A 13,884-nucleotide genomic window follows, 5' to 3' on the forward strand; every position below is an offset into this window, starting at 1 on the left:
TATTTATCATTTACTTATTAAGGTTAGAATAAAGGTTAATATTCCTCTACGGCAAATAGCGTTTCCATATTTAAACCTTGTTGCGTCATAATTTCTCTTAATCGACGCAAACCTTCTACTTGGATCTGTCTTACTCGCTCACGCGTCAATCCTATCTCTTTACCGACCTGCTCTAACGTTGCCGTTTCATAGCCAAGTAGACCAAAGCGTCGAGCGACAACTTCTTTCTGCTTTGGATTGAGTTGACCAAGCCAACCAACAAGAGAAGCATTTATGTTGTCTTTTTGGGTTTCGGACTCTGGATCACAATGTTTAGTATCAGGAATAATATCCAGAAGCGCTTTATCTGATTCAGCACCAACGACAGAATCAACAGACGTAACTCGCTCATTAAGGCGTAACATACGGCTGACGTCACTCACTGGTTTGTCGAGTTTCTCTGCAATCTCTTCTGGTGTTGGCTCATGATCAAGCTTTTGTGATAGCTCACGAGCCGCACGTAAATATACATTCAATTCTTTTACAACATGGATCGGTAAACGTATGGTTCGAGTTTGATTCATGATGGCTCGCTCAATCGTTTGGCGGATCCACCATGTCGCATAAGTAGAAAAGCGGAAACCTCTTTCTGGGTCAAACTTTTCAACCGCACGAATTAGCCCAAGATTACCTTCTTCAACTAAATCTAATAATGCCAAGCCACGGTGGTTGTATCGACGGGCAATTTTAACCACTAATCGAAGATTACTTTCAATCATTCGAGCTCGTGCTGCTTCGTCTCCTTTTAAGGCTAAGCGACTAAAATAAACTTCTTCTTCTGCTGTTAGTAGTGGAGAAAAGCCAATTTCAGCTAAGTATAGTTGCGTTGCATCCATTACTTTTTGCGAACTGCTTACCTCAAGGCGTTCCGATTCATCCTCAATAACAACCTCATTGTCATTAATCGTCTCTAAATCGAACTCTTCAACTTCTTTAGTTACTGCATTGCTTTTACTCATAGCGCCTCCCCATGGCGAGCCAGCAAGACATTACAACTCAGCTATGTCATCCTTGTTACGGTAAATACCGTTGTGGATTTACCGATTTTCCTCTAAAGCGGATCTCAAAATGCAAACGAACACTGCTCGTACTTGAGCTACCCATTGATGCGATTTTTTGTCCCGCAGCGATATGTTGACCTTCTTTTACAAAAAGTGATTCGTTATGAGCATAAGCACTTAAGTAATCATCGTTATGTTTAATTATAATTAAATTGCCATAACCTCTTAGTGCATTACCCGCATAAACTACCGTTCCTTTTGCGGTTGAGATGACATCTTGGCCTCGTTGACCTGCAATATCGATCCCTTTATTACCTTGGTCTCCTGTTGAAAACTTAGCAATAACTCTTCCTTTTGTTGGCCATAACCAAGAGTCGACCTTTTCCGATTTTTTTTCTACTGGCTTTGGTTTAGGAGTCGGTTTTGGTGCAGGTTTCGCAACCGGCTTTGGTTTAGAAGATGTTATCGATTTGTTAGAATCAACATACTCCTTAGGTTTCGGATTTTCAACCTTTTTTGTGCTTTCTTTTTGATCAGTTGATGTTTTTTTATTGCTGGAAGTTACCGATTTCGAGCTACTGATAGGCTTATTATTAGCAACAGGAACTACCGCAACCGCTGTTGCAGTGGTTGTTGGCGAGGTGTTCTTTTTACTAACTAAATGCCCATCATCACCATAAGCCGGAGCGACATACTTGGGGCCCCATAATTTTATTTTTTGGCCAGGATGAATCACATATGGTGCTTGAAGTTCATTATAGGCAATCAATTCTTTGACATCTTTATTGGTAACATAAGAGATAAAATACAGTGTATCTCCCTTTTCAACTCGATAATAACTGCCTCGATAGCTACCACGTTCAGCGCCCCCATAAGAGGAAGTGCTCGTATTATTAACACTAGATACGGGAGCAGGACGGTGCGGCCCCATAGAGCAACCCGAAAGTAATAAACTAAAAAGTGCAGCCATGAGCCACAAACGAGAGGGGATAAATATCATCTTATTCATTACTACTATGCTAATTCACCTGCAACTAATGGAACAAAGCGTACCTCTTCAATAGTTTCAGAGCTGAACTCATCACCATGTCGAAGAATAAGCAATAAATGCTGTGTTTCCTCACCGATAGGGATCACTAATCGCCCCCCATCTTTAAGTTGCCATAATAAGTCACTAGGAATCGACTCAGCAGCAGCGGTTACAATTATCGCATCAAATGGACCTTTGCTTGCCCAGCCTTGCCAACCATCGCCATGCTTTGTTGATACATTATAAATATCTAGTTGTTTTAAAAGCCGTTTTGCATTCCATTGTAATGATTTAATACGCTCTATTGAGTTTACATGATCAAGTAATTGCGCTAATACCGCAGTCTGATAGCCCGACCCGGTACCAATCTCAAGAACAGTAGAATCACGCTGCAAAGCAAGAAGCTCTGTCATTTTAGCGACAATATAAGGTTGAGAGATTGTCTGCCCTTCACCAATAGGAAGCGCATTATTTTGATAAGCTTGATGAGCTAATGCTTCAGATACAAAGCGCTCGCGCGGTAAAGCTCGAATCGCAGCCAGTACCTGCTCATTTTGAATGCCTTGTTGACGTAAAAATTGAACGAGCAATTCAGTACGCGAATTATTCATCATTTAGCACTCTCTATTGATAACCAATCCGCCATCATGCCCAAGGAGTCATGAGCGGTTAAATCGACTTGCAGCGGAGTAATCGACACCTGATTATGTTTAATCGCATAAAAATCAGTCCCTTTGCCTGCATCTTGTTTTTTACCAGGAGGGCCTAACCAATAAATCGTTTCGCCACGAGGATCTGTTGCTTTAATCATACTTTCTGAATGATGTCTTGCACCTAAACGAGTCACTTCCCAAGACGTTATTTGTGCATAAGCACAATCGGGGACGTTAACGTTTAATACCCTCTCCGTTGTTAGCGGTTTTTCTATATGATTGCGCACTAACTCTAAGGCAACTTGAGCGGCGGTATCAAAATGATTACGCCCTACTAATGACATGGCAATTGCGGGTAATCCAAGAAAGTGCCCTTCTGTTGCGGCAGCAACCGTTCCGGAATAAAGCGTATCGTCTCCCAGATTCGCACCATGATTAATACCAGCAATAATTAAATCAGGTAGGTTGTCTTTCATTAATTCATTCAATGCAAAGTGTACACTATCGGTTGGTGTGCCTTGCACTGAATGAATATTTGTTTCAATTTGGCGAACTCGAAGTGGAGATTCAAGAGTTAAGGAATTTGATGCACCAGAACGATTACGATCAGGAGCAACAATGGTAATATCCGCAATATCTGATAATACGGCCGCGAGAGTATTTATCCCCTCAGCAAAGACACCATCATCATTACTTAACAATATGCGTAACTTATTCACTCTATCTCCATTCCTTTCTTTAAAATTGAATTACTCGTATGTACGTTCTACTTCAATTTCTTGTAATAGTTCACGCATAATTACGGTTGCAAAACTGCCCGATGTTAAAGAGAAATTAAGCGTTAACGTATCGCCTTCAGCTGACCAACTAAGATTCTCTGGATGTAACTCAACAGCACGACGCTCATGGCGCATACGGTTACCACGGATTAAGGCCATTAAATCTGGTTCAGCATCAAGTTGTGGTTGCTCTAGAGTTAATGCAGTTTCACTTGTTGGTAATTGATTATCACCTGCTAATGCAGCACTAATTGACCAGTCACCATTTTGAACTTTTTGAATATTCTCTTCCGAGGTTACATTCTCATTAACCGTACGACCATTTTCATCAAGGAGAATATCACCATCAACAGGCTGAGTGAAGTAACCCTCTGTTATTCTTTGAGAAACAATATGATTGAAAATCCATGAACGAGCGGCTGATAAATAGAAGCTACGTTTTGTATTATCACGAGTTCGTACATTTTCACGACCCCAACGGCGAGCTTCTGTTACGTTATTGCCTTCATGACCAAAACGTTGAGCACCAAAATAGTTTGGCACTCCAGTTAACTTCACTTTTTCTAAACGAGCTAATACATCTTCCATGTCAGTCACTTCAGTTGCAATTAACTGGAAGCTATTTCCTAGAAGATCACCAGGACGCAATTTTTTGTTATGGCGCGTCATTTCTAAAATTTCAACACCTGGGTGCGTAGCTTCAAACAAAGCAAATTTAAGATGATCACTTTTTGGTAAATGAACACTCAACCATTGCTCTGTTATTGCATGACGGTCTTTAAGGCCAGCCCAACTAATATCTTTTGATTTTACACCACAAAACTTTGCTAGCTCGTTTGCTACATACTTAGTGTTTTCACCCGTTTTACGGATCTTAACCATTAAGTGTTCACCCTTTCCTGTGAACGTAAAACCTAATACTTCTTTAACGATAAAATGCTCAGGTAATTGCTTTAATTTACCTGTCGCCACTGGCTTTCCGTATAACCACGAAAAAGTAGACATAATGTCTGACATAGAATGAATCTCTTAAGATGCGTTAACTAATAGCACTACTGCTTCACAAGCAATGCCTTCTTTTCTTCCTGTAAAACCTAGACGTTCAGATGTTGTTGCTTTTACATTCACGTTGTCTAAGCCGGTTTCTAAATCTTCGGCAATAGCAGCACACATAGCTTGAATATGAGGAGCCATTTTAGGTGCCTGAGCAATGATAGTGACATCAGCGTTACCGAGCACTAAACCCTTCTCTTTTACTCGACGATAAACATCTCTTAGCAAAGCTCGGCTATCCGCCCCTTTCCATTTATCATCAGTATCTGGGAAATGACGACCGATATCACCTTCTGCAATCGCGCCTAATAAGGCATCACATAAAGCGTGCAGAGCAACATCACCATCAGAGTGCGCAATAAGCCCTTGTTCATAAGGAACGCTAACCCCGCCGATAATTACAGGACCTTCACCACCAAATTTATGTACATCAAATCCGTGTCCAATTCTCATTATTTGGTTTCCTTTTTCATTTTTTGAAGATAGAACGCTGCTAAATCAAGATCTTCTGGCTGGGTGATCTTTAAGTTATCGGCACGGCCTTGAACCAATTTAGGTTGATGCCCCATCAACTCAATAGCTGAAGATTCATCGGTTATTGATAGCCCCTTATCTAGCCCTGTTTTTAAAGCTAAATAAAGCAGTTCTGTGGTAAATAACTGTGGCGTAAGTGCATGCCATAATACACTACGATCGATAGTCTTCTCTATTGTTGTATCTGTATTTTCTTGTTTCATTGTATCCCGAACTGGCGTCGCTAATATACCGCCTACGTGCTCTGGAATAACGTCATCAATCAACTTTTCAATATCAGAATGACGGATGCAAGGACGAGCGGCATCATGGACCATAACCCATTCAGTTAATTGATTTTCTTGAACATACGATAGGCCGGATAATACGGAGTCGGCTCTTTCTTTACCACCAGAGACTCGAATAACACGACTGTCTTGCGCAATAGCAAGCTCAGGAAAGTAGGGATCTCCATCGGTAATAGCAACAACCACATTTTCAATCAAAGGATAAGAAAGGAGCTGTTCGATGGTATGCTCTAAGACGGTTTTTCCATTTAAAACTAAATATTGCTTTGGGCGCTCCGCTTTCATGCGGCTACCAACACCTGCTGCTGGAACTATTGCAACAATAGAAGACGGTTTGGTTGATGTCATCAATTAACCCTCACTATTTTCATCTATGATTCGGTAAAAAGTTTCGCCTTTTTTTATCATTCCCAATTCATGACGGGCTCTTTCTTCAATCGCTTCTGAGCCTTTTTTCAAATCGTCAATCTCAGCAAACATCTGTTGATTACGATTTCTAAGCCCTTGATTCACTTCTTCTTGTAAAGCGACATCACTTGATACTTGCGAATAATCGGACATTCCATTTTTTCCAAACCATAAGGTGTATTGCAACCACCCTAAAGCAATCAATAAGAAAATGGCAAATGTACGCATAATGGCTCCGAAAATAAGAAATGATAAAAGAAAGCTAACTATATCAATCCATCATTAGAACTTCACTAGCTGTCTTACTGAAATAAAAAAAACCGCCTCAAATGAGACGGTTTTTATATCTAAATTCTAATCGAACGATTAAAGAATCAAGTCATACTCTCAAAAATTGAGATTATTGACCTTTAACTTCTTTAAGACCGTTGAATGGCGCTAGTTCACCTAGAGCTTCTTCGATACGGATTAGTTGGTTGTACTTAGCAACACGGTCAGAACGGCTCATAGAACCAGTTTTGATTTGACCTGCAGCTGTACCAACTGCTAGATCAGCAATTGTTGCATCTTCAGTTTCGCCAGAACGGTGAGAGATAACTGCTGTGAAACCAGCATCTTTAGCCATCTTGATTGCAGCTAGAGTCTCTGTAAGTGAACCGATTTGGTTGAACTTGATAAGGATTGAGTTAGTGATGCCTTCTTCGATACCACGAGCAAGAATCTTAGTGTTTGTAACGAATAGATCGTCACCAACTAGTTGGATTTTGTCGCCTAGAAGTTCAGTTTGGTGTTTGAAACCAGTCCAATCAGACTCGTCAAGGCCATCTTCGATAGATACGATTGGGAATTGCTCAACAAGACCAGCTAGGTAGTGGTTGAACTCTTCAGCAGTAAATTTCTTACCTTCGCCTTTAAGATCGTAGATACCGTCTTCTTTGTTGAAGAACTCAGAAGCAGCACAGTCCATAGCAAGAGTAACGTCTTTACCTAGCTCGTAACCAGCAGCTGCAACAGCTTCTGCGATAACTTCTAGCGCTTCAGCGTTAGATTTAAGGTTAGGAGCGAAACCACCTTCATCACCAACTGCAGTGCTGTAGCCTTTAGACTTAAGAACTTTAGCTAGGTTGTGGAATACTTCAGCACCGATACGTAGAGCTTCTTTAAGAGTTTTAGCGCCAACTGGTTGGATCATGAACTCTTGGATGTCAACGTTGTTATCAGCGTGCTCACCACCGTTGATGATGTTCATCATTGGTAGAGGCATAGAGAACACGCCTGGAGTGCCGTTTAGGTCAGCAATGTGAGCGTAAAGAGGCATAGACTTAGCTGCTGCAGCTGCTTTAGCATTCGCTAGAGAAACAGCAAGGATTGCGTTAGCACCGAAGTTTGCTTTGTTGTCTGTACCATCTAAATCGATCATGATTTGGTCGATTTCAGCTTGGTTTTTCGCGTCTTTGCCGATTAGAGCTTCTGCGATTGGACCATTTACAGCTGCGATAGCTTTAAGAACACCTTTACCTAGGAAACGAGATTTGTCGCCATCACGTAGCTCAAGAGCTTCACGAGAACCTGTAGATGCGCCAGATGGAGCAGCAGCCATACCTACAAAACCACTTTCTAGGTGAACTTCAGCTTCAACTGTTGGGTTACCACGAGAATCGATGATTTCACGACCTAGAACTTTAACGATCTTAGACATTGTGTTTCCTCTACTTTATCTTTAATTTAAAAGCTAAAAATAGCTGCTACAACATTGAGCAGCTATCCGTAATATCCTATTACTTTTCGAATTCACCGCGTGCATTTACGCCCGCAGCTTTAACAAAACCTTCAAATAATGGGTGACCATCACGAGGTGTTGATGTGAATTCTGGGTGGAATTGAGCAGCCACAAACCATGGGTGGTTAGGGATTTCAATAATTTCCACCAGCTTCTTATCAGCTGATAGGCCAGAAATCTTAAGACCGGCTTTTTCAAGCTGAGGAAGTAAATTATTATTTACTTCATAACGGTGACGGTGACGCTCTTCAACAGTTGCGTTACCGTAAAGCTCACGAGCTTTTGAACCTTTAGCAAGGTGACATAGTTGAGAACCAAGACGCATTGTACCGCCTAGATCTGATTTCTCAGTACGCTCTTCAACGTTGCCGTCGCCATCAATCCACTCAGTGATTAAACCAACTACAGGGAACTTCGTGTCTTTAGAGAATTCAGAAGAGTGAGCCCCTTCCATATTAGCAACGTTACGCGCATATTCAATTAACGCAACTTGCATACCCAGACAGATTCCTAAATATGGTACTTCATTTTCACGAGCGTATTGAGCAGCAAGGATCTTGCCTTCAACACCGCGGTCACCGAAACCACCAGGAACTAGAATTGCGTCTAGACCTTCTAGGATTTCAGTACCTTTAGATTCTACATCTTGTGAATCTACATATTTAATAGTGACGTTTAGACGGTTTTTCAAGCCCGCATGTTTTAATGCTTCGTTTACTGACTTGTAAGCGTCTGGTAATTCAATGTATTTGCCAACCATACCGATAGTAACTTCACCAGTTGGGTTCGCTTCTTCATAAATTACTTGTTCCCACTCAGAAAGATCAGCTTCAGGAGCTGTAATACCAAAGCGTTGACATACTAGATCATCAGTACCTTGTGCTTTGATAAGTTGTGGGATTTTGTAGATTGAATCTACGTCTTTCATTGAGATAACTGCTTTTTCTTGAACATTACAGAAAAGAGCAATTTTCTTACGTTCGTTCGCTGGGATAACACGATCAGAACGACAAACTAGGATATCTGGTTGGATACCGATAGATAGTAGTTCTTTTACTGAGTGTTGAGTTGGCTTAGTTTTAAGCTCGCCTGCAGCGCCTAAGTAAGGAACCAGTGTTAAGTGCATAAACATAGCACGCTCACGGCCTAACTCTACTGCTAGCTGACGAATCGCTTCCATGAACGGTAGAGATTCGATATCACCAACGGTACCACCAACTTCTACGATTGCGATATCGTGGCCTTCAGCGCCTGAAATAACACGTTCTTTAATCGCATTAGTAATATGAGGGATAACTTGGATTGTTGCACCTAAGTAGTCACCGCGACGCTCTTTACGTAGGACATCTGCGTATACACGACCAGCGGTAAAGTTGTTACGCTTAGTCATTTTGGTGCGGATGAAGCGCTCGTAGTGACCTAAGTCTAGATCTGTTTCTGCGCCGTCTTCCGTGACGAATACTTCACCGTGTTGAGTTGGGCTCATTGTGCCTGGATCAACGTTGATGTATGGGTCAAGCTTCATCATAGTGACTTTTAAGCCACGAGCTTCAAGAATAGCTGCTAATGATGCTGCTGCAATACCTTTACCTAGTGAGGATACAACCCCGCCAGTTACAAAAATGTAATTCGTCGTCATACGTTACCTGAAATTGGTGTAATGAGGAATAAAAATGGATTTCATCTGGACGGGAAGTGAATATACCAGAACCGCTTTATCGCCACAACGTGAAAAGTATCACAGTTAATTGATTTATTTTTTGCTCCAAATCAATTCCGCTCGCTTCGCTTCACATTTTCCCATTCAGAGTCTAGTTCATTTAAATCACATTGCTCTATTTTTTTATTCTTTTTGGCGACGTTCGCTTCAATTTGACGAAAACGACGCTCGAATTTATCATTTGCTTTACATAAAGCTTGCTCTGGATTTTTTCCTAAATGACGTGAAAAATTTACTGTAGCAAAAAGTAAATCCCCCAATTCTTCTTCCAGTTTGGCTTCATTTCTCGGCTTTTTCAGTGCCTCTTCTAACACCTCTGCCACTTCTTCATTTACTTTATCTGCAACTGGCTGTAATTCATCCCAATCAAAACCAACTTTAGCACATTGCTTTTGGATTTTATTTGCTCGTAATAGCCCAGGTAAAGCAGTAGGCACTGAGTCTAATATGCTCCCTTGCTCTTGGGGTATGCTGCTTAACGCTTCTTTTTCTAAACGCTCTTGTTGCTTTACTTTATCCCAATTCGCTGTTATTTCCTCTTCTGATGAGAACACTTCATCACTAAATACATGAGGATGACGACGAACTAATTTTTCATTTAATGTATCAACCACATCATTAAAATCAAATAATTGCTTCTCTCGTGCTAATTGAGAATAGAAGATCACTTGAAAAAGTAAATCCCCCAACTCTTCTTTTAAGTTATCCCAATCTTTTTTATGTATCGCATCCACCACTTCGTAAGTTTCTTCAATGGTGTGAGGAATAATCGAATCAAAGGTTTGCTTTCTATCCCACGGACAACCGGACTCTTTGTCACGCAATTGCGCCATAATAGAAAGTAAGTGTCCAATGTTATTTGAAGTTGTCATATCCATTCCCTACAATTTAAAAACAAAAAAAGCGGTAACCATTATAGTCACCGCTTTTTTAAAAATACATTCGCCTTAAATTAAGAAGGCTTTTTGTTAACTTAACCTAATAAGCTCATTGCCATGCTTGGCGCTTGTTTTGCTTGTGCTAGGATTGACGAACTTGATTGACTTAAAATTTGTGTCTTCGTTAAGTTTGTTGTCTCTTTAGCAAAATCAGTGTCTTTAATTTGGCTATTTGAGTCTGTAATATTTTCGTTAATGTTAGTTAAGTTTTTAACTGCACTTTCAAAACGGTTTTGGAATGCACCTAATGAAGCACGATTACCATCAACGAATTCAAGAGCGGCATCAATCACATCAATCGAACGCTGTGCGCCACCAACGGTTGTTAGGTCCATAGATGCAACAGTATCGTCTGACTCGCCGCCCATTTTTAATTCATTCGCTAGAGAGCCATTGAACTCTAATGGTGAAGAGATAGTTTCACCTGACATAAATACTTGTAATACGCCATCTTCAGTTACCGATGCGCTTAGCTCGTTCGTTTGACCGTTAATGTAAGTGGCTAATTCTTCAATATCATCACCCGCTTTTGCTGAGATGTTGATTTCTTGAGAATTACCGTTTTTATCATTGTATGTCACATTAAACTGCGTGTTTTCTGCACCTACTTTCCAGTTGATATCGCGGCCTTCTTCAGCGAAGTAAGATTTCCCCCCCATTGTCGCTTCGTCAGCACGCATACTGTTTAATGTCATTGCTACTGCTTCACCTGAATCAGCACCAATTTGGAAAGACTTAGTTCCAAACTCACCATTGATTAAACGGGTACCAGCAAAAGAAGTGGTTTCTGCAATACGATTCAGCTCATCAGTCAGTGAACTGGCTTCTTCTTGCATTGCTTTACGATCTGCGTCTGTATTTGAACCATTCGCTGATTGAAGAGATAAATCACGTAAACGTTGAAGGACATTTGTTGTTTCTTTCATTGCGCCTTCTGCTGTTTGTGCAATTGACATACCGTCGTTAGCGTTACGAACCGCAACATCTAAACCACGAGATTGTGCCGTCATACGATTTGAGATCTGCAGACCAGAAGCATCATCAGCAGCGCTGTTGATTTTTGAACCTGAAGACAATTTCTCCATTGAGTCAGTTTGTGCAGCAGTTGCATTGTTCATGTAACGTTGTGCTGTCATTGCTGAGATGTTTGTATTTACTGAAATTGACATAATGTTTGCTCCGGTCGGCTTCACTTATTGTTATAGGATAGAAGCCTATAATTCATCGTTGATACTTATATTTACGGCCTGCCATTTCAGAACTTGAGATTTTTTTTCAATAAAAAAGCCGAATGCAATTGAATGTATTCGGCTTTAAAATATAAATATTATTTTTCAATAGCTTAACGATAACTATTCAAGTGATAAATTTATTATGAAAGTCGTGTAGCTTCTATTACATCCTTCACTTGCTCTACTCGTGTGAGCAATCGAACCAAGATATCAGCATTAAAAACCTCAAGATCAAAGTCCATGATCAACAGTTGTTTCTTATGATCATTTCGACTCTTCATCCCAGAAACCTTCACTTTTTCATTGGCAAACAAACTGGTGAGATCTTTTAGCAAACCTGAACGATCCATTGCAGTCACTCGTAGCGTCAGTATGTAAGACCCTTCAAAACCTGTGCCCCACACCGTGTCAATAATACGTTCAGCGGCATGATGACGCAGTTCGTTTAATTGATCACAATCGCTACGGTGAACCGAAATGCCACGCCCTTGTGTAATGTAGCCAGAAATTGGGTCGCCAGGGATCGGCTGACAACAACGAGCAAGGTGAGTCATTAGGTTATCAACCCCTTCAACGACAACCGCATCATTACGCTTTTTATTTTGCGCTTGAGCCTGTGCCTGTGCTTTGGCTTCTAACTCTTGCAGTTGTTCGCGTGCCTTTTGATCTTCTTGCTCAGCAGTCGGTTTATTCACTAACGCATTAATATGATTAATCACTTGGTTAATACGTAAGTCACCGCTGCCAACACCTGCAAAAAGCTCATCTGTCGAGTTCACATTAAAACGCTTAAGTGCATAACGCTCGGCGTCTTTTAATGTACCGCCAATCTTAGCAAGCTCTGTTTCTAAGATCTCTTTACCTGCATCAAGATTCTTCTCTCGACTCTGCTTTCTAAACCATGCGTTAATTTTAGCGCGAGCACGGCCAGAGTTAACAAAACCTAATGTTGGGTTTAACCAATCTCGTGATGGATTCGGCTCTTTTTGTGTGATAATTTCAACTTGATCACCCATACTCAATTGATGCGTAAATGGAACGATTCGTCCCCCTACTTTTGCACCGATACAACGATGTCCGACTTCTGAGTGAATATGGTAAGCAAAGTCTAACGGTGTTGCACCCATTGGTAAATCGACGACATCGCCACGAGGCGTAAAGGCATAAACACGATCATCAAACACTTGACTGCGAAGTTCATCCAGCATTTCGCCAGAATCAGACATCTCTTCTTGCCAATCAAGCAGCTTACGTAACCATGTAATTTTTTCGTCGTAACCACTGCGACTGCTGTTTGATGAACCTTCTTTGTATTTCCAGTGCGCGGCAACGCCTAGCTCTGAATCTTCATGCATATCCTTGGTACGGATCTGGATTTCAATCGTCTTCCCTTCAGGGCCCAATACCACGGTGTGGATAGACTGATATCCATTAGGCTTAGGATTCGCTACATAATCATCAAATTCGCTTGGCAAATGCTTAAATTTGGTATGAACAACACCAAGAGCCGCATAACAATCTTGCAGTTTGTCAGCAATAATACGAACCGCACGCACATCAAACAGCTCATCAAATGCTAAGCTCTTTTTCTGCATCTTGCGCCAAATACTATAGATGTGTTTAGGACGTCCACTCACCTCTGCATTGATGTTGTACTCTTGCATTTCATCACTGAGTCCTGTGACAAAATCCTCGATATACTGCTCACGAACAATGCGTCGCTCAGATAACTGCTTAGCTATTTTCTTATAAGTATCAGGGTATTGATAACGAAAAGAATAATCTTCAATTTCCCACTTTAATTGACCAATACCTAAACGATTTGCTAATGGTGCATATAGGTTATTACACTCTTTTGCTGCAGCACGTCGCACTTCATCGGGTTCATTTTTCACTTCACGTAAATTACAAATACGCTCTGCTAATTTTATGATCACACAGCGAAAGTCATCCACCATTGCAAGTAGCATTCGACGAATATTATCCACCTGAGAAGAGGCAGACTCCGCATCTACGGACGCATTTAATTGACCAATAGCGTCCATCTCTTCAACGCCATCAATCAATTTTTCAATTTCTTTATTGTAGTTCTCAGTTAACGTTTCTCTATCTAACACACCAGAGGAAACTACGGGGAATAACTGAGCTGCAATAAGTGTTGGCTTATCCATGCTTAAGGTGATCAATATTTCGATCATCTCACGACCACGCCATAGCAAGAGCTGTCCTTCTTCATGAGAAGCAACTAACTCTTCACATTGCTTATACACCTCAGTCAATTTTTTTGAGGTGTTTTTATCTTGTCCAAGACTGGTGATCCATTCACCTAACTCGAACTCTTCATTTTCCTTAAGATGTGCTCCGCGAACTGCGACCATGTCCGTTTCCTATAATCCAATTTTATAATGATTCTTTTAGACTGATTAAGCG

General features: G+C 41.0%; 13 protein-coding genes. All 13 read right to left on the reverse strand.

Annotated features, from left to right (window positions below; translation table 11 throughout):
* Positions 1-35: 35 nt before the first annotated feature.
* The gene (rpoS, locus tag F8B77_RS05600) at positions 36-998 is read right to left on the reverse strand and encodes an RNA polymerase sigma factor RpoS (protein WP_151654447.1); all 963 of its coding nucleotides are present in this window, start codon (positions 996-998) and stop codon (positions 36-38) included.
* Between the two features lie 55 nt (positions 999-1,053).
* The gene (locus F8B77_RS05605; protein ID WP_151654449.1) at positions 1,054-2,049 is read right to left on the reverse strand and encodes a peptidoglycan DD-metalloendopeptidase family protein; all 996 of its coding nucleotides are present in this window, start codon (positions 2,047-2,049) and stop codon (positions 1,054-1,056) included.
* 5 nt (positions 2,050-2,054) lie between these two features.
* Positions 2,055-2,681: a protein-L-isoaspartate(D-aspartate) O-methyltransferase gene (locus F8B77_RS05610; protein WP_151654527.1), complete on the reverse strand. Its 627-nt coding sequence runs from the start codon at positions 2,679-2,681 to the stop codon at positions 2,055-2,057.
* The gene (gene surE / locus F8B77_RS05615; RefSeq protein WP_151654451.1) at positions 2,681-3,442 is read right to left on the reverse strand and encodes a 5'/3'-nucleotidase SurE; all 762 of its coding nucleotides are present in this window, start codon (positions 3,440-3,442) and stop codon (positions 2,681-2,683) included. Before surE ends, F8B77_RS05610 begins: the two co-directional genes overlap by 1 nt.
* 30 nt (positions 3,443-3,472) lie before the next feature.
* Entirely contained in the window at positions 3,473-4,519 is a 1,047-nt protein-coding gene (truD, locus tag F8B77_RS05620; RefSeq protein WP_130087834.1) for a tRNA pseudouridine(13) synthase TruD, read from the reverse strand.
* 12 nt (positions 4,520-4,531) lie between these two features.
* A complete protein-coding gene (gene ispF, locus F8B77_RS05625) occupies positions 4,532-5,008 on the reverse strand; it encodes a 2-C-methyl-D-erythritol 2,4-cyclodiphosphate synthase (RefSeq protein ID WP_130044969.1) in 477 nt (158 codons plus the stop codon).
* The gene (gene ispD / locus F8B77_RS05630; protein WP_151654453.1) at positions 5,008-5,724 is read right to left on the reverse strand and encodes a 2-C-methyl-D-erythritol 4-phosphate cytidylyltransferase; all 717 of its coding nucleotides are present in this window, start codon (positions 5,722-5,724) and stop codon (positions 5,008-5,010) included. Before ispD ends, ispF begins: the two co-directional genes overlap by 1 nt.
* A 3-nt stretch (positions 5,725-5,727) precedes the next feature.
* Complete coding sequence (ftsB, locus tag F8B77_RS05635) at positions 5,728-6,012, reverse strand: cell division protein FtsB (protein ID WP_130047766.1); 285 nt, start codon at positions 6,010-6,012, stop codon at positions 5,728-5,730.
* A 172-nt stretch (positions 6,013-6,184) separates the two neighbouring features.
* On the reverse strand, positions 6,185-7,483 hold the full coding sequence (gene eno / locus F8B77_RS05640) for a phosphopyruvate hydratase (RefSeq protein ID WP_130047765.1): 1,299 nt from the start codon (positions 7,481-7,483) through the stop codon (positions 6,185-6,187).
* A 79-nt stretch (positions 7,484-7,562) separates the two neighbouring features.
* Positions 7,563-9,203 carry a CTP synthase gene (locus F8B77_RS05645; protein WP_130047764.1) on the reverse strand — a complete coding sequence of 547 codons (1,641 nt, stop codon included), beginning with the start codon at positions 9,201-9,203 and terminating at the stop codon, positions 7,563-7,565.
* Between the two features lie 131 nt (positions 9,204-9,334).
* Positions 9,335-10,156 (reverse strand): nucleoside triphosphate pyrophosphohydrolase, encoded by an 822-nt coding sequence (gene mazG / locus F8B77_RS05650; RefSeq protein WP_151654455.1) that lies wholly within the window; start codon positions 10,154-10,156, stop codon positions 9,335-9,337.
* Between the two features lie 101 nt (positions 10,157-10,257).
* Positions 10,258-11,391, reverse strand: a complete 1,134-nt coding sequence (locus F8B77_RS05655; RefSeq protein WP_151654457.1) for a flagellin — start codon at positions 11,389-11,391, stop codon at positions 10,258-10,260.
* Positions 11,392-11,594: 203 nt separating this feature from the next.
* Positions 11,595-13,832 carry a GTP diphosphokinase gene (relA, locus tag F8B77_RS05660; RefSeq protein WP_151654459.1) on the reverse strand — a complete coding sequence of 746 codons (2,238 nt, stop codon included), beginning with the start codon at positions 13,830-13,832 and terminating at the stop codon, positions 11,595-11,597.
* Positions 13,833-13,884: the final 52 nt, after the last annotated feature.

Origin of the sequence: Aliivibrio finisterrensis (genome assembly GCF_008933155.1) — a bacterium.
GTDB lineage: Bacteria > Pseudomonadota > Gammaproteobacteria > Enterobacterales > Vibrionaceae > Aliivibrio > Aliivibrio finisterrensis.

What these genes read in the sequence shown, in the direction of transcription:
- rpoS (WP_151654447.1), bottom strand. Translation starts at nt 998, where the DNA reads ATGAGTAAAAGCAATGCAGTAACTAAAGAAGTTGAAGAGTTCGATTTA.
- F8B77_RS05605 (WP_151654449.1), bottom strand. Translation starts at nt 2,049, where the DNA reads ATGAATAAGATGATATTTATCCCCTCTCGTTTGTGGCTCATGGCTGCA.
- F8B77_RS05610 (WP_151654527.1), bottom strand. Translation starts at nt 2,681, where the DNA reads ATGAATAATTCGCGTACTGAATTGCTCGTTCAATTTTTACGTCAACAA.
- truD (WP_130087834.1), bottom strand. Translation starts at nt 4,519, where the DNA reads ATGTCAGACATTATGTCTACTTTTTCGTGGTTATACGGAAAGCCAGTG.
- ispF (WP_130044969.1), bottom strand. Translation starts at nt 5,008, where the DNA reads ATGAGAATTGGACACGGATTTGATGTACATAAATTTGGTGGTGAAGGT.
- ispD (WP_151654453.1), bottom strand. Translation starts at nt 5,724, where the DNA reads ATGACATCAACCAAACCGTCTTCTATTGTTGCAATAGTTCCAGCAGCA.
- ftsB (WP_130047766.1), bottom strand. Translation starts at nt 6,012, where the DNA reads ATGCGTACATTTGCCATTTTCTTATTGATTGCTTTAGGGTGGTTGCAA.
- eno (WP_130047765.1), bottom strand. Translation starts at nt 7,483, where the DNA reads ATGTCTAAGATCGTTAAAGTTCTAGGTCGTGAAATCATCGATTCTCGT.
- F8B77_RS05645 (WP_130047764.1), bottom strand. Translation starts at nt 9,203, where the DNA reads ATGACGACGAATTACATTTTTGTAACTGGCGGGGTTGTATCCTCACTA.
- mazG (WP_151654455.1), bottom strand. Translation starts at nt 10,156, where the DNA reads ATGACAACTTCAAATAACATTGGACACTTACTTTCTATTATGGCGCAA.
- F8B77_RS05655 (WP_151654457.1), bottom strand. Translation starts at nt 11,391, where the DNA reads ATGTCAATTTCAGTAAATACAAACATCTCAGCAATGACAGCACAACGT.
- relA (WP_151654459.1), bottom strand. Translation starts at nt 13,832, where the DNA reads ATGGTCGCAGTTCGCGGAGCACATCTTAAGGAAAATGAAGAGTTCGAG.